The sequence below is a fragment of the Sphaerisporangium sp. TRM90804 genome, from assembly GCF_029846175.1.
GTDB lineage: Bacteria > Actinomycetota > Actinomycetes > Streptosporangiales > Streptosporangiaceae > Sphaerisporangium.
This window is the reverse complement of sequence record NZ_JARWAC010000027.1, coordinates 168,910-184,189: the sequence shown is the minus strand read 5'-3', so window position 1 is coordinate 184,189 and position 15,280 is coordinate 168,910. Positions and strand designations below refer to the sequence as shown.

The window sequence follows — 15,280 nt, the reverse complement described above, 5'->3', positions numbered from 1 at the left end:
TCGTACTGTCGAGTTGACTCTAACCGGTCCAACGCTCACTCGACAAGACGAGTTTCCTAGACGGCTGTGACTTGAGTCACATCACAGCGAGTATGAATCTTCCAGCTCGTGCAACGTCCCCGGCATGGCGATGTCCACCACCAGAACCGCCCGCCCCGAGGAGTCGAAGACCTGACCCAGGACGCCGAGCACAGCCGCGGACTTACTCAGCTTGAACACCTTGACCTCATGCGGCAACGGATGACGAGCAGACAACCGTTCGGTCACATGATCCAGACGCAGACCCTTGACCGCCTGCACATGCTGGCGAACGCTCACCGACAACGCTTGAGCGCGACCAAGGTCGGTCCCTTCGGCGATCTGCATCGGACACCAGAAGGTGACCAACTCGACCGGCTCATCGGCCTCACTCAGCAGCACCCGGCGCATCACCACCGGCGTCCCGTCCGGCAGCGACAACATCCCCGCCACATTGGCCGGGGCCGGTTGCGTCCCGGCTTGGATCACCGCAGCGTCGCCGCCGGTCTCGGCCCGATCCAGCACCGCGCGCCCAGGCCGGGAACCCTCCCCGTCCCCCGAAGGCGGCGTGGACTTCACATACGAGCCCTTGCCGTGCTCCCGGTCGATGATCCCGCGAAGCTGCAACACCTGAAGCGCCCGCACCACCGTGGGCCGGCTCACCGCGAACTCGCGAACCAATTGGGTCTCTGAGGGCAGTTGGGAGCCAGGCGGATAGGTGCCATCCTCGATCTTGCGCCGAATCGCCGTGACGATCTGCGCGTACTTCGGCGGTGCGTACTGGTCCTCTACCGACATAACGACTACCCAACTACTCGACTTATCGTCAGGATAGACGGAGCGCGCTCAGCTTGTACACCGGCGCTCAGATGTGCCAGTCGTCGGGCCCGAAGTGCCGAGGCAGCCGACCGGCTTCCTGCCGATGCGCGGCTCGCTCCAAGAGCCACCGGTCAAGCCAGCCCAGGGCCGCGACGCCCGCCACAGCGAGCACAGCGACCAGCACGTCACCAGAGGAGCCAGCAACGGCGATGAGGATCACCCCCGCTAGGCCACCCAACACGAACACCCGCAGGCTAAGGGAACGACACAAAAGCCTGAAACGCATAACAACGCCTCCACGAAATCGGGGGATGTGGGCCTTACCAAGACCAGGGCCGGTTCTCGATCTCCGTTTCGGTGGCGAGGAAGGAAGCCAGTTCATCCAAGGTCGCCGCGCATCGAACGTTGGACATGCCGCGAGCCAGCGCCGCACCCGACAGGCGGTCTCGACGGACGGCGATCCACCCACCCGCCACACCATCGAAGATGTCCCACCGCACCCCGTACCGGCGATGCAACTCCGACACAGTCACCGCCGCCGAGGTAGCCGGCGGCTCACTGCGGCCCATGGTCACCCCCCGCGTTCGGTTCCAGCCAGGGCGCCCGGTGAAGACGCCGGACCTGCGCATACCGAAACGCGATCCGATTCGCCGCACGAGCAGGCTCAAGCGCCGGATGCCACGCGTAGACGACACGGCGATCCCGCCGATTCCAGCCAGCGCGCCACCAGAAGCGATGACCGTCGCACCACACGACCAGCCCCACCCAGACCGACACGAGCGCCAAGTCATAGCCGTCATGCACGTCAGAGGGGATACCGTGCGCAGCTAGTTCGACCTGCAACGCCTCTGCCGTCCTCAGGGCAAGCACGCCATCTCGGGCTGCTCGAGGATGGCCGTTCACGACACCAGCTCATCGCCGGCAACTGCGGGCGTGCAGGAACCCCAGCATGTTGAGCATCGCTCACGAGCGCGAGAATGACAGACGACCTCACCGGGCACGACGAGCAATCGCCGTCGAGAGCTGACGTACTTCCACCCTCTCCCCTCACATGACGGACACGAAGGGTCGTCGTCCAACACGCCCTCACCACCCTCACGGAATCGAGCGCCCAAGACGCATCCAGCATCTTGAGCCACCTAGGCAACTGGCTCAAGCCAGTTGCTGTCTGGTGCCAGTAGAGCACACGATCGGCTACTGGCTCAAGCCTGTTGGAGGATTGGCCTAGGCCACAGGTACGCTAACGGTGCACGACTGAGAGCGAGGGAAGGCTTATGGGCACGCAACAGCCGGCGGAACGACAGCTTCCAAGCCGCCGCATCGCAGATGACCTACGCCGGGCGATCGAAACGGGCGAGCTGGCCCCCGGTGCGCGACTCCCCTCTGAGCGCGACCTTGCAGGCCGCTATGGCACCGCACGCAACACCGCGCGGGAGGCGATTCGCCTCCTGGCAGACGGGGGGCTCGTCATCGCCGAGCATGGCCGCGGCGTATTCGTACGTCGTGAGTCGCCTCTCATACGACTCGGCAACGATCGTTACTCACACAAGTACCGTGAGTCTGGCCTGTCCCCCTTCTTGCTCGAATGCGCCAAGCAGGGCAAGACCGGCCGATTCGAAGTCTTGAGCATCGAGCAGATCGAGCCGCCCGCAGAGGTAGCCCGTCACCTACGTCTCTCGATGAGCGAGCGATCCGTCCTCGTACGCGAAAACGTGTTCTTCGCCGACGCAGACCCCGTTCATCGCGTCACCACCTACATCCCGTGGGAAATCGCCGAGGACACCGGACTCGTCAACCCGGAGGTAGGGCATCCCTACGGCATACACGGCATCTTCGAAGAGCGTGGGCATGTGATGACCAGGCTTCGAGAGAGTGTCAGCGCGCGAATGCCCAAAGCTGACGAAGCCCGCTACCTCCAGCTTCCGCCGGGGGTCCCCGTGCTGGATGTCATGCACATCAGCATCGACCAGCACGGCGAGCCATACGAGCTGACCAGGTTCGTGATGCGCGCCGACCTCACCGGACTCCTCTACGACACACCCATCGAATAAGCGGGAACCGAATCCACATGCGCAAGGGCAGCACTCTGCGTTTGACGGCTCTGGCTCTCCTATGGGGATCTAGCTTCCTCTGGATCGCGATAGCCCTCTGGGCGATGTCTCCCGCGCAAATCGTCCTGGTACGGCTTGCCCTAGGCGCCCTCGTACTCCTCGCAGTCACGAGGATTCGGCACCTCAAACTGCCGAAAGATCGGGGCGTGTGGTTTCACCTCACAGTAGCGGCACTGTTCGCGAACGTAATTCCTTACCTGCTCTTCGCAGTCGCCGAACAACACGTAAGTTCGAGCGTTGCCGGCGTACTCAACGCCACGACACCGATATGGACAGTCGCCGTCGCGTTCGCCGTGGGCACTGACCGCCGACTCTCCCGCCTGCAACTCGCAGGACTGATCATCGGTTTCGCCGGAACGCTCATGATCTTCTCCCCCTGGGAGTCGGGCTCACAGATCACGAGCTGGGGCGGCCTCGCAGCCCTCGGCGCCGCCGCGAGCTACGGCATCAGCTACGTCTACATGAACCACTACCTCATCGGGCGCGGCATCGAACCACTCGTACTCTCAGCCAGCCAATTGCTGGCCGCCACCGGCCTAGTTGCCGTCGCGGCCCCGTTCATCGGCGGTCTAGACGCCCTACACCCCCGCTGGGACGCATTCTTAGCCGCCGCAGTCCTAGGCGTTCTCGGTACCGGAGTCGCCTACGTGCTGAACTACCGCCTCATCGCCGACGAAGGCACGACCGCCTCTGTCGTCACCTACCTCTTGCCAGTGGTAGCCGTCGCCCTTGGCGCGACCGTCCTCTCAGAGCCATTGACCGTACCTGTCCTCGCAGGCATGGTCATCGTGCTCGCCGGCGTCGCCCTCACACGCCGAGCCGCAACACGCGTCCCACCTGCCCAAAAGACTTCCCCAAGTACGCAAGACCCCGCAGAACGCTGACACCGCGAACAAGACGCCGAACGATCCCCGTTCATCGCCACGACAGTGCCAACCGTTGCATTGCCGAATTTCGCTCTTAGGTATCAAGGGCGACGCTCCGCGCCGCCTCGCGGCCTTGCGCCCGCTCGCCGACTGGGCATGCGGCCTGGCGGCCGGTCCCAGCCGGCGGCGGCTTAGACCGCTCGCTTTCAGCTCCCGAGTACGTCGACTGCAGGTGCGGTACGATACCAACACAAAGAGGCGCCACCGCGTTCAAGGTCGGACTTGAACATGGCAGCGCCTGAAGGCCACTGCGAGAGACAGCCTGCTTAAGCACTACTACACACGTTACCAGTACTTAGCGCCTAGCGGCTAGAGATGGCAGGTGGCGACGTGTAGGAGTACGGCTGGCTCCCGCGACATGAGAGCTCGTGGAGGATCAGCATGCCGTTATCCGACGCCCTACTCCAAGCCAGCCTCAGCCTGGCGTTCCTCCTGGGAGTGCTCCACGCTCTCCAGGTGCTCGCGAAGCAGCTCCGCAGGTTCATCCGGCGCCTCAGACCCAAGGGCCAGCTCTCTTGGAACGGGAGCTGGTGCGGGGTCCAGCTCCGATTTGGCCGCTAGTCGGTCGAGGCCCCGGCCCTGACCGCCGATGCGCCTCCGCCTCTGGCGGGGGCGCTCCGGCTCCGGGATGATCGGCATGACCGCTCACAGCCACCTGCCCATGGGGGCTGAGGTTGAGGGCTGATCATCCCGTCCGCCATCGACCCGGGACAAGCCGAGCGGACCAGGGCCAGCGGGTCAAGGTCGTTCGTCCAGTAGGGCGCTCCACCTTGACCCGCTGGCCCTGTCCCGCTCCCCCTGCGGGCGGGTCGACGGCAGACGGGATGATCAGCTGGGTGGAGTGCGCGCGAAGCGCCGGAAGATCCACCCGCGTGCCCGATGCGTGCCCGATGTGCCGGTGATCCAGGGGGACTCCCGGGTACCCCCGGACAACCCACCTTGCCCGTAACCAGGGACGCAGCAGGTTGGGCGGTAGTGAGCCGAAATCTTCCAAACTGGCTACGCGGGTTCGATTCCCGTCGTCCGCTCTCATCATCAAAGCCCAGGTGGGGGATGCGCTCCCCGGCCCGGGCCCCACTTTTTTCCCGACCTGTTTCTGGTGTCGTGCCCATTGTGCGCCGCTCCCCTTTTCGGCCTGCCGGGGCGCGGGCGCCGGAGCCGCCGGCATACGAGGGGGTCCCCTTCCCCGCCGCGAGTTGTACGGTGCGATGGAGGAGGCGGACGCTTATGGCAGACGAGCAGATCACGACGATCGGCAGATGTCACGTGTGCAAGCGCACGTTCGGTTTCACGCCCGCGAGGGTCATGAAGGTCACGATGGACCCCGTGACGAATCTCCCGCTGGGCATGACGGTGGCGGGCACCTTCCGCGAGCCCACGCCGGAGGCCGTCGCCCGATCGGTCGAGGAACCCGTCTGCGCCGACTGCGTCGACAGGGCGAAGGAGTTCAAGGAGGCGATGGATGCTCCCCCGCTCCGGTTCGAGACCTGGCGGGCGGAGCGCCCTGATCGCGGCGACTGATCATGCTCGCGTCGTGTCGAAGTGGGGTCCTCGGGGCAGTGGCACCCTATGGCTGCGGATGTGGAAGAGGTCGACGTCGTCGTTCTGGGGCTCGGACCCGGGGGTGAGAAGGCCGCCGGGCGGCTCGCGGGAGCCGGGCTGGTGGTCGCGGGCGTCGAGGGCGAGCTGATCGGCGGAGAGTGCGCCTACTGGGGGTGCGTGCCGTCCAAGATGATGATCCGGGCGGCCGACGTGCTCGCGGAGGGGCGGCGCATCCCCGGCATGGCCGGGGACTCCACGGTGACGCCCGACTGGGCGCCCGTGGCGAGGCGGATCCGGGAAGAGGCCACCGACTTCTGGAACGACAAGGTCGCGGCCGACCGTCTGGTCGGCAAAGGCATGATCCTCGTTCGCGGACGCGGGCGGATCACCGGGGAGCGGGAGGTCACCGTCGGGACGCGGGTGCTGCGGGCCCGCCGCGGCATCGTGATCGCCACGGGCTCCTCGCCCGCCGTCCCCCCGGTGGCGGGGCTGGCCGGCACGCCGTACTGGACCAACCGCGACGCGATGGAGACCGAGCGGGTGCCGGAGTCGCTGGTCGTGCTCGGCGGCGGCGCCATCGGCGCCGAGCTGGCGCAGGTGTACGCCCGCTTCGGGGCGCGGGTCACCCTGATCGAGTCGGCCGGCACGCTGCTCCCGCAGGAGGAGCCGGAGGCGGGCGAGCTGCTCGCCAAGCTGTTCGCCGGCGACGGGATCACCGTCGCCACCGGGACGGAGGTCACCCGGGTGGACCACCACGGGTCCGCCTTCACGGTCATGACCGAGGAGGGCAGCCACCGCGGCGAGAGACTGCTCGTGGCCACCGGGCGCCGCTGCGACCTGGCGGCGATCGGCGCGGCCGCGGCCGGCCTGGACGAGTCGGCGAACGCCGTCGAGGTGGACGAGCGCATGCGCGCCGCCGAGGGCGTGTGGGCGGTGGGCGACGTAACCGGCAAGGGGCCGTTCACCCACGTGGCCATCCACCAGGCGACCGTGGCGGTCGCCGACATCCTCGGCGAGGACGGTCCGGCCGCCGAGTACCACGCGATCCCGCGGGTCACCTTCACCGATCCGGAGGTCGGCGCGGTCGGCCTGACCGAGCGGCAGGCGCGCGAGGAGGGCATGACCGTGCGCACCGCCATGACTCCAGCCCTGTCGGGGCGCGGCTGGATCCACGGGGCGGAGGGGCTCGTCAAGCTGGTCGCCGACGAGCATGCCCTGGTGGGCGCCACCTGTGTCGGGCCCTACGCCGGCGAGGTGCTCGGCGTGCTGACCCTGGCCGTGCACGCCCGGGTGCCCGTCGAGCGGCTCAGGACCATGCTGTACGCCTACCCGACGTTCCACAGGGCCGTCGAGGACGCCCTGAAGGGCCTCAAGTGACCACCTGACCGCACACGGCGCTCAAAGCGCCTGTGAGTGCCCGGTGGGGCCCGCTCGCCCCGCCGGGCGCCCGCGCCGTCACGCTCGGGGCCGAGGCCGGGCCGGCCGTTCGCGCCGCGGGCTGGCCCAGCGAGAGATGGGCGCCTGCCTCGGGCCGCGGCCCGGCCGGTCGTCGTGCCGGCCGCGCCGCGGGGTGGCTCAGCGGGAGGCGGGGCGCTTGCCGTGGTTGGCGGACTTCTTCTTGCGGGCCCTGCCCTTGCGTGCGCGTCGTCCCATGATGTCGTTCCTCCCGTGAAGGTTTCGGTGAGGCCGTAGCCATCAGAGTGGTCCGGCGGCACCTCCCCCGCAAGGCCCAAAGGCCTCGTTGGACGGACCGGCTTCCCGGGCGCGTGTCCCGGCCGCTCTCCTCACTGGTGTGCGCACCGATCCACCACCTTCAAACACCAATGTGTCCGAATATGGCATAATTTGGTGGAATCTGTGAAGGAGAGACGATGCTAGCCCAGCAACGCCGGCAGGCGATCCTGGAGCGCGTTCGCAGGAACGGCGCGGCGCGGGTCGCCGACCTGGTGCGCGAGCTCGGGGTTTCGGACATGACGATACGCCGCGACCTGGAGGTGCTGGCCGAACGCGGGCTGGTGGAGAAGGTGCACGGCGGCGCGACGACCGCCGGCTCGGGGTCCACCGAGGAGCCGGGGTTCGCCGCCAAGTCCGTGCGCCAGCAGGCCGAGAAGGAGGCCATCGCCCGGCGGGCCGCCGAACTCGTACGGCCGGGCAGCGCCGTCGCCCTCTCGGCGGGGACCACGACGTGGACGCTCGCCCACCACCTCGTGGACGTGCCCGAGCTGACCGTCATCACCAACTCCCTGCGGGTCGCCGACGTCTTCCACCGCGCGGGCCGGCCCGACCAGACCGTCGTGCTGACCGGGGGGGTGCGCACGCCGTCGGACGCGCTGGTCGGCCCGATCGCCGCCGCCGCCGTGCGGTCGCTGAACGTCGACACCCTCATGCTGGGCGTGCACGGCATGAACGCCCGCGCCGGGTTCACCACGCCCAACCTCCTGGAGGCGGAGACCGACCGCGAGCTGGTCGCGGCGGCCCAGCGGCTCGTGGTGCTCGCCGACCACACCAAGTGGGGCACCGTGGGCATCAGCACGATCGCCGAACTCGGGGAGGCGCAGGTGCTGATCAGCGACACCGGCCTGCCCCAGGAGGCCAGGACCGAGCTGTCGGGGCAGGTCGGCACCCTGCTGCTCGCCGAGCCGGCCGGCGCCTCGACGGCGGTGGCCCGGTGAAGCGCACGGTCACCCATCTGGCGGACGGCCGGGAGCTGATCTACTTCGACCGCCGCGACGACGCCGACCGCGGCGCGGCCGACACCCGTGACCTGCCGCCGCGTCCCCTGGCCTCGGAGCTGCGTCACGACCCGCTCATGGACGAGTGGGTCGCGGTGGCCGGGCACCGGCAGAGCCGCACGTTCCTGCCGCCCGCCGACCAGTGCCCGCTGTGCCCCTCGGCCCCGGGCAAGGCGAGCGAGATCCCGTCCGGCGACTACGACGTCGCGGTCTTCGAGAACCGCTTCCCGTCCTTCAGCTTCAACACGGGCGAGTACGCCGACGTGGGCGGTCTCAGCGAGGTGCGGCCGGGGGTGGGCCGGTGCGAGGTGGTGTGCTTCACCTCCCGGCACGACTCCTCCTTCGCCGCGCTCTCCCCCGAGCAGGTCGACCTGGTGCTGCTGGCCTGGGCCGACCGGACGTCGGAGCTGTCGGCGCTGCCGGGTGTGGAGCAGGTCTTCTGCTTCGAGAACCGGGGCGCCGAGATCGGCATCACGCTGGCCCACCCCCACGGGCAGATCTACGCCTACCCCTACGTGACGCCCCGCACGAAGCAGATGCTGGCCTCGGCGAGCCGGTACCGCGAGCGCACCGGGGGCAACCTGTTCGCCGACGTGCTGGCGGCCGAGCGCGAGGCGGGCACCCGCGTGGTCGCCTCCAACGCGCACTGGACGGCGTTCGTCCCGGCGGCGGCCCGGTGGCCGTTCGAGGTGCATGTCTACCTGAACCGTCAGGTCCCCGACCTGGCGGCGCTGGACGACGAGGAGCGCGCCGCCTTCGGGCCGCTCTACACCGACGTGCTGCGGCGCCTGGACGGGCTGTTCGGCGTTCCCATGCCGTACGTCGCCGCCTGGCACCAGGCTCCGGTGCGCGAGGGGCGGGAGCTGGCCTACCTGCATCTGCAGCTCTTCAGCATCCGCCGGGCGCGCGAGAAGCTGAAGTTCCTGGCGGGGTCGGAGTCGGCGATGGGGGCCTTCGTCAACGACGTGCTGCCCGAGGAGGCGGCCCGGCTGCTTCGCTCAGAAGGTAATTTTTAGGTCTTTCGCAGGACAAGTCGCCACAAAGCGGTCCTTCGCACTACTATCCACAGCACCGTTCGTAGCCAACGGTACGCCAAATCCCAGGTGCCCCGCCTGGGAGCCGGGGACCCATCAGTTCTGGGGTGAATCCACATCGTGGTAGGGCGACTCCGGCCCGAACCCGTCAGCTAACCCGGTCGGCAGATGGAGAGGAGAAGGGCTCTGCGCCCCACGTCCACCCGCTGCGCCTTCGTGGCCGCCGGTGTCCTGACCGCGACCGGCCTGGTGCTCGGCCACGGGACGGCGGCGACCGCCGCCCCCAAACCCACCCAGAAGCAGCTCAAGGCTCAGCTCACGTCGCTGAACAAGAAGATCGACAAGCTGATCGGCGAGTACAACACCAAGCGCGTCGCCGTCGCCGAGGCCAAGAAGGCCGAGAAGGCGGCGCGAGAGCGCCTGACCGACGCCGAATCGGCGTACACGACGGCCGAGGCCCAGGTCGGCGACATCGCCCAGCTCCGCTACCAGGCCGGCGGGCTGGGCATGGTCGGCGAGCTCATGTCCCCCGGGTACGGCAACGCCGCCATGCTGCAGCAGCTGCAAGCCGAGCAGAACGCCCGGGTGGCCGGGTTCGCGGCGGTGCGCGACGCCAAGAGCAAGGCGGCGGCCGACGCCGCCGAGGTGACCGCGCGGCTGCGTGACGACGTCGTCGAGGTCACCGACCGCCGGGCCGACGCCGAGAAGCTGATCGAGGAGATCAAGGAGAGGCTGAACGATCTGGTCCCCACCGCCCCCGGAAAGAGGGCGAACGGGGCCTGGGCTCCGGAGCTGCCGACCGGGAGCGACAACATCACCCCCCGTACGCGGTTGATGATGGCGCAGGTCAAGGCGGCTTTCTCCCTGCGCTTCCCCGTCGGCTGCTATCGGGCCGAGAACGGCGGAGAGCATCCGCTCGGCCGCGCCTGCGACTTCATGCTGAGCTCCGGCGGCGCGATGCCCTCGGCCGCGCAGGCGGCGCTCGGCGACGAGATCGCCGCCTGGACGATCAAGAACGGCCGCAAGCTGGGCGTGAAGTACGTGATCTACCGCCAGCGCATCTACAACATGGGCTTTCCCGGCTGGCGCGCCATGGCGAACCGCGGCGGCGTCACCGCCAACCACTTCGACCACGTGCACATCTCGATGATGTAGCGCGGCGCCCAGCGTGCGCTCGGCACCCAGCGCGGGCGTGGCGGGAAGAGCCTGCCGCCGGGCGAGGGAGCCGGGGGGGGGTGGCGCGGCGCCCCGCGCTGGCGTGACGGAAGCCTCAGGTGAGCACGACGCGGCGAAGGCCGGGCCCGGGCGGGCCCGGCCTTCGCCGTGTGTCACGGTGCACGGCCGCCGCCCGCGCGGGCTCAGCCCGACAGGCGGATGGGGTTGACGATGTCGGCGTAGATCAGCAGCGTGCCCATCACCAGCAGGATGACCGCCATCGCGTAGGTGAGCGGCAGCGCCTTGGCGATGTCGACGTGGCCGGGCATCGGGCGGCGCCGCACGCGGGCGAAGCCGCGCTTGAGGCCCTCCCACAGGGCGCCGGCGATGTGGCCGCCGTCCAGGGGCAGCAGCGGGACGAGGTTGAACATGCCGATGGCGAGGTTCACGCCCGCGAGCAGCATGAGCAGTCCGACGATCTTGTTCTCCACCGGCACGGCCGACGCGGCGATCTCGCCGCCGATGCGGCCGGCCCCGACGACGCTCATCGGGCTGTTCAGGTCGCGCTCGGCGCCCCCGAAGGAGGCCTGCCACACGCCGACGAGCCGCTGCGGGAACATCGCGATCGACTGCGCGGCCCGCTTGGTGAGATCCCACATGTAGACGACGACGAAGCCGGGGCTCTGCTTCTCGACGACGCTGGTGGGGAGCACGCCGAGGAAGCCGACGTTCTTGTCGAGCTTCGTGGGGTCGTCGACCGACGGGCGGTCTTGGGCGATCAGGGTGGTGTGCAGGGTCATCGGGCGGCCGTCGCGCACGATGCCGATGGCGACCGGGCCGGCGCCGTGGGAGCGGATCAGCGTCGTGGCGTCCTCCCACGAGCCGACCGGCTTGCCCCCGAAGGACACGATCTTGTCGTTGACCCGGAGCTTGGCCTGCGCCGCGGGGGTGGCCGGGTGGCTGGGCGTGCACTTCTGACCCTTCGTCTGCTCGGCCACGGTCATGACGCACTGGCTCACGGAGGCCACGACGGGCTTGGTCACCGCGATGCCGAAGCCCATGAGCACGCCGGCGAACAGCGCGAAGGCGAGCAGGAAGTTCATGGCGGGCCCGCCGACGAAGATGACGACGCGCTGCCACCACGGCTTGCGGTACAGGACGCGGTCGTCGTCGCCGGGGCGGACCTCCTCCAGCGAGGCCTGCCGCGCGCTCTCGATGAGCCCCTGCCAGGGGCCGGTCGACATGCTGCGCAGCTTGCCGTCGTCGTTAGGCCTGGGGGGCAGCGGGCCGATCATGCGGATGTAGCCGCCGAGCGGAATCCATTTCACACCGTATTCGGTTTCGCCGCGGCGCCGGGACCACATGGTGGGCCCGAAACCCACCATGTACTGGGTGACCTTGACGCCGAAGAACTTGGCGGGAACCAAGTGGCCGATCTCGTGCAAGGCAATCGAGGCCAACAACCCGACGAAGAAGATGACAAACCCGGCCACGACCAACCAGCTCATAGGTGCTACCCCCACCTGCGGAGAGACGCGACGCGTTTACTTTGCCCGGCTCCGAGCCTAACCGAACTCCGCCCGGGCTCCGTCCGTCCCCGGAATCGTCTCAACGACCAGTCGTAGGAGTGACTTGCGCGCAGTGGACCGAATCGGGAGACTGCATTGACGGTAAGCAATCATCTAGACACCGTGGGATATGAGTCGGCGTAGCAAGATTTGTCGGATCTGTTCCCAATGCCCAGCCAAGGGAGCACCTTGATACGCATCCTGGTCGCCGAACATCTGCCCCTCGTACGGCGAGGCTTGGTGGCGTCCCTGAACGGGGAGAAGGATCTCATGGTGATCGCCGACGTCGCCTGCGGCGAGTACGTCGTACCGGCGGCACTGGAGCTCGAACCGGACGCGGCCGTCATCGACGTCGACCTTCCCGACCTCGACGGCCTGACCGCCGCCGCGCGCCTACACGAGCAGGCTCCGCTGTGCAAGGTGCTGCTGCTTTCGGCGCAGCCCAGCCCCGGCCAGGTCCGCCGGGCGTTCGCCGCCCACGCGCTGGGGTTCCTCAGCATCGACGTGGCGCCGGAGCACCTCGCGGACGGCATACGCAGGGTGGCCGCCGGCCGCAAGGCGGTCGACTCCGACCTCGCCATCGCCGCGCTCGCGTCGGCGGACAATCCCCTCACCCCCAGGGAGCTGGACGTGCTTCGCATCGCCGCCCAGGGCGCCTCCTCGAAGGAGATAGCCGCGAAGCTCTATCTGTCCGTGGGAACGGTCCGAAATCACCTTTCGCGCATCATCTACAAGACCGGGGCGCGCAACCGGGTGGACGCCGTGCGCATCGCCGCCGAAGCCGGCTGGCTCTGACGACGCGTCGGTGGGGGCCTACGGCCGCCAGATGAGGATGAGCGCGCAGTCGTCGTTGTGGCCGGCCGACATGGAGTTCACCAGCGGGCGGGCGCCGTCGTGGAATCCCGACGGCACGAGCCGCTCGGCCTCGCCCAGCAGCCGGTCGAGCCCGGAGTCGATGTCTCTGCCGGGCTGCTCGATGAGCCCGTCGGTGTAGAGCATGAGGGCGTCGCCCCTGCGCAGCACGCCGCTGTCGGGCTCGCAGTGCAGGTCGGGAACGACGCCCAGCACCACGCCCTTGGCGGCGGACACCTGCCAGGTGCCCCGTCCGGCGTCGAACTTCACCACCGGCGGGTGGCCGGCGGAGGTGATCACGTAAGCCCCGGTGGACAGGTCGAGGCGCAGGTGGACGGCGGTGACGAACCCCTCCCCCTCGGGCTGGCGGTGCAGGTAGGCGTTGCACGCGGGCAGGAACGACTCGACCGAGCCGAGCAGCCCGCCGAAGGTGCCCGAGAGCATGAGCGCCCTGGTGCCGGCGTCGACCCCCTTGCCTGAGACGTCGACCAGCGCGACCTCCAGGATCGGGCCGTTGCGCGTGGAGACCAGGAAGTCGCCGCCGAAGGAGGAGCCGCCGGCCTGCTTGAGCACGACCCGGTGACCCCAGTCTTTGGGCAGGGCGGGGAGGTCGCCCTGGCGCTTGAGCCGGTCGCGCAACTCCAGCAGCATGACGTCGCCGCGCAGCCCCTGCACGCCGAGCTTGCCGCGGGTGCGGGCCATCAGGAGCGCGAGCACCATCGTGAACCCGAGGGTCACCAGCATGCCCGGCCCGACGTCGCGGACGCCCAGCACCACCGCGACGTACCCCAGGGCCACGCAGACGGCCCCGAGCAGCACCGCCAGGCTGCGCAGCCGCAGCTGCAGGCCGCCCACCAGCGTCACCAGGATGAACAGGCTGGGCGAGAACCACTCGGTGGAGACCCGGGCGGCGAGCACGCCGAGGAGCAGGGTGAGCACGCTCAGCGTGATGAGGAGGTTCCGGTCACGCGCCAACGGCCCCCTGCGCAGAAATCGCACGATCGGCACCAGGAACGGAATGCGTACCAGGATCGCGCGGAGCCGCGGGGGGATCAGCGGCGCCGGACGGGAACTCATGATGCACCCGACTCTATCTGCCCCTCTGCCCTTTGGGCAGCCGACTTGACCAAGACCTTGATCATTAAACGCGGATATTAGGTGGCCGATCCGGTTTGCCCGGACCTACCTTAGGCAGGGTGAACGCTGAATCCGCCTCCCCAGCCGGCTTCGTCCTCCGCCCCATCGACGAGTCGCAGTGGCCGCAATGGCTGGCGCTCGACGACGAGGCGTTCGGAGACGACACCTCCGAGATCCGCGGCGAGCGCATAAAGGCGATGACGGAGTTCGACAGAGCCATCGGCGCCTTCGACGGCGACCTGCTGGTCGGCAGTGTCGCGGGGCTGAGCTTCTCCATGACCGTCCCGGGCGGGCCGAGGCCGGTCTGCGGCGTGTCGGCCGTCGGGGTCATGCCGTCGCACACCCGCAGGGGCATCCTGTCCTCCCTCATGCGCCGCCAGCTCACCGACCTGCACGAGGGCGGCGAGGCCGTGGCGGCGCTGTACGCCTCGGAGTCGTCGATCTACGGGCGGTTCGGGTACGGCAGGGCCGCCGACACGCTGGCGTTCAAGATCGCCACGCGGGGCGCGCGGTTCGTCAAGGACGCCCCGGCCGACCCGTCGCTGAGGTTGCGCATCGTGCGCCCGAGCGCGGCGCGGGCCGACCTGCAGAAGGTCTTCGACGCCGTCCTGCCCACCCGCCCGGGCCTGTACGCCAGGACCCCCGAGCGCTGGGACTCCGTGCTCGCCGACGAGGAGGCCGTGCGCTTCGGCGGCAGCTCGCTGCGCTGCGTCATCGCCGAGGACGACGCCGGCGCGCGGGCGTACGCCCTGTTCCGCATCACCTCGTCGTTCACCGAGCACGACCTGCCGGACGGCGAGCTGCGCGTCTTCGAACTCTTCGGCCTCGACCCCGCCGCCTACGCGCTGGTGTGGCGCCACCTGCTCGACCGCGACCTGTGCTCGCGGGTGGTGACGCACAGCAGGCCGGTGGACGACCCGATCGTCCATCTGCTGGCCGAGTCGCGCCTTCTGACCTCATCGTGGTTCGACGAGCTGTGGGGGCGCGTGGTGGACGTCGACAGGGCGATGCCGCTGCGCGCGTACTCGGCGCCCGTGGACGTCGTCATCGACGTCAAGGACGACTTCTGCCCGTGGAACACCGGCCGCTGGCGGCTGTCGGCCGACGCCTCCGGGGCCGTCTGCGCCCGCACGACCGACCCGGCCGACGTCGCCCTGCCGGTGAGTGTGCTGGGCGCCGCGTACTTCGGCGGGCGCTCGCTGGGCGCGTACGAGGCCGCGGGCGTCGTCCGCGAGATCCGCCCCGGCTCGCTGCGGGCGCTGTCGGCCGCGATGCGGTGGGAGCACGAGCCGTGGGGCGGCCGCATCTTCTGAATGCTCGCGCGCTCGCGCGGCCGGTCGTGCGTACCGGCTTGGAGTCGCTTCGCTCGGCTTCCCGGAGGCGCCC

At 69.1% G+C, this 15,280-nt stretch carries 13 protein-coding genes and 1 riboswitch; of the genes, 9 read left to right on the top strand and 4 right to left on the bottom strand.

What is annotated here, in order from left to right; translation table 11 throughout:
* Positions 1-81: 81 nt before the first annotated feature.
* Both PYR91_RS30465 and PYR91_RS30460 read right to left on the bottom strand, forming a co-directional pair.
* On the bottom strand, positions 82-816 hold the full coding sequence (locus tag PYR91_RS30465; protein ID WP_279785397.1) for a GntR family transcriptional regulator: 735 nt from the start codon (positions 814-816) through the stop codon (positions 82-84).
* Between the two features lie 341 nt (positions 817-1,157).
* Positions 1,158-1,505 carry a hypothetical protein gene (locus PYR91_RS30460; RefSeq protein WP_279785395.1) on the bottom strand — a complete coding sequence of 116 codons (348 nt, stop codon included), beginning with the start codon at positions 1,503-1,505 and terminating at the stop codon, positions 1,158-1,160.
* A gap of 606 nt (positions 1,506-2,111) precedes the next feature.
* Between PYR91_RS30460 and PYR91_RS30455 the strand changes: the two genes are divergently transcribed.
* The 7 genes from PYR91_RS30455 to PYR91_RS30425 all read left to right on the top strand — a co-directional run bounded on the left by PYR91_RS30455 (position 2,112) and on the right by PYR91_RS30425 (position 10,337).
* The gene (locus tag PYR91_RS30455; protein ID WP_279785393.1) at positions 2,112-2,888 is read left to right on the top strand and encodes a GntR family transcriptional regulator; all 777 of its coding nucleotides are present in this window, start codon (positions 2,112-2,114) and stop codon (positions 2,886-2,888) included.
* Positions 2,889-2,905: 17 nt separating this feature from the next.
* Positions 2,906-3,832 (top strand): DMT family transporter, encoded by a 927-nt coding sequence (locus tag PYR91_RS30450; RefSeq protein WP_279785391.1) that lies wholly within the window; start codon positions 2,906-2,908, stop codon positions 3,830-3,832.
* A gap of 1,269 nt (positions 3,833-5,101) precedes the next feature.
* A complete protein-coding gene (locus PYR91_RS30445) occupies positions 5,102-5,395 on the top strand; it encodes a hypothetical protein (RefSeq protein WP_279785389.1) in 294 nt (97 codons plus the stop codon).
* A gap of 60 nt (positions 5,396-5,455) precedes the next feature.
* Positions 5,456-6,793 (top strand): NAD(P)/FAD-dependent oxidoreductase, encoded by a 1,338-nt coding sequence (locus PYR91_RS30440; protein WP_279785388.1) that lies wholly within the window; start codon positions 5,456-5,458, stop codon positions 6,791-6,793.
* Between the two features lie 494 nt (positions 6,794-7,287).
* Positions 7,288-8,088, top strand: coding sequence for a DeoR/GlpR family DNA-binding transcription regulator (locus PYR91_RS30435; protein ID WP_279785386.1), 801 nt, complete (start codon positions 7,288-7,290; stop codon positions 8,086-8,088).
* The gene (gene galT / locus PYR91_RS30430; protein ID WP_279785384.1) at positions 8,085-9,164 is read left to right on the top strand and encodes a galactose-1-phosphate uridylyltransferase; all 1,080 of its coding nucleotides are present in this window, start codon (positions 8,085-8,087) and stop codon (positions 9,162-9,164) included. The genes PYR91_RS30435 and galT overlap by 4 nt, the downstream gene beginning before the upstream one ends.
* Before the next feature lie 64 nt (positions 9,165-9,228).
* A riboswitch (cyclic di-AMP (ydaO/yuaA leader) is annotated at positions 9,229-9,363 on the top strand.
* On the top strand, positions 9,351-10,337 hold the full coding sequence (locus PYR91_RS30425; RefSeq protein ID WP_279785383.1) for a hypothetical protein: 987 nt from the start codon (positions 9,351-9,353) through the stop codon (positions 10,335-10,337). (Overlaps the previous riboswitch by 13 nt.)
* Positions 10,338-10,540: 203 nt before the next feature.
* Here the strand turns inward: PYR91_RS30425 and PYR91_RS30420 are convergent, their stop codons facing one another.
* Positions 10,541-11,845, bottom strand: coding sequence for a site-2 protease family protein (locus PYR91_RS30420; protein ID WP_279785382.1), 1,305 nt, complete (start codon positions 11,843-11,845; stop codon positions 10,541-10,543).
* A gap of 228 nt (positions 11,846-12,073) precedes the next feature.
* Between PYR91_RS30420 and PYR91_RS30415 the strand changes: the two genes are divergently transcribed.
* Complete coding sequence (locus PYR91_RS30415; protein WP_347943708.1) at positions 12,074-12,700, top strand: response regulator transcription factor; 627 nt, start codon at positions 12,074-12,076, stop codon at positions 12,698-12,700.
* An 18-nt stretch (positions 12,701-12,718) separates the two neighbouring features.
* Here PYR91_RS30415 and PYR91_RS30410 read toward each other — a convergent pair whose 3' ends face one another.
* Positions 12,719-13,834 (bottom strand): PP2C family protein-serine/threonine phosphatase, encoded by a 1,116-nt coding sequence (locus tag PYR91_RS30410; protein WP_279785378.1) that lies wholly within the window; start codon positions 13,832-13,834, stop codon positions 12,719-12,721.
* Between the two features lie 119 nt (positions 13,835-13,953).
* Between PYR91_RS30410 and PYR91_RS30405 the strand changes: the two genes are divergently transcribed.
* Positions 13,954-15,207 (top strand): GNAT family N-acetyltransferase, encoded by a 1,254-nt coding sequence (locus PYR91_RS30405; RefSeq protein ID WP_279785377.1) that lies wholly within the window; start codon positions 13,954-13,956, stop codon positions 15,205-15,207.
* The last annotated feature ends 73 nt before the right edge of the window (positions 15,208-15,280 follow it).

Bases quoted from the DNA above. Each gene is read 5' to 3' on its own strand.
- PYR91_RS30455 (WP_279785393.1), top strand. From the start codon at position 2,112: ATGGGCACGCAACAGCCGGCGGAACGACAGCTTCCAAGCCGCCGCATC.
- PYR91_RS30420 (WP_279785382.1), bottom strand. From the start codon at position 11,845: ATGAGCTGGTTGGTCGTGGCCGGGTTTGTCATCTTCTTCGTCGGGTTG.
- PYR91_RS30465 (WP_279785397.1), bottom strand. From the start codon at position 816: ATGTCGGTAGAGGACCAGTACGCACCGCCGAAGTACGCGCAGATCGTC.
- PYR91_RS30445 (WP_279785389.1), top strand. From the start codon at position 5,102: ATGGCAGACGAGCAGATCACGACGATCGGCAGATGTCACGTGTGCAAG.
- PYR91_RS30415 (WP_347943708.1), top strand. From the start codon at position 12,074: ATGCCCAGCCAAGGGAGCACCTTGATACGCATCCTGGTCGCCGAACAT.
- PYR91_RS30435 (WP_279785386.1), top strand. From the start codon at position 7,288: ATGCTAGCCCAGCAACGCCGGCAGGCGATCCTGGAGCGCGTTCGCAGG.
- PYR91_RS30450 (WP_279785391.1), top strand. From the start codon at position 2,906: ATGCGCAAGGGCAGCACTCTGCGTTTGACGGCTCTGGCTCTCCTATGG.
- PYR91_RS30425 (WP_279785383.1), top strand. From the start codon at position 9,351: ATGGAGAGGAGAAGGGCTCTGCGCCCCACGTCCACCCGCTGCGCCTTC.
- PYR91_RS30410 (WP_279785378.1), bottom strand. From the start codon at position 13,834: ATGAGTTCCCGTCCGGCGCCGCTGATCCCCCCGCGGCTCCGCGCGATC.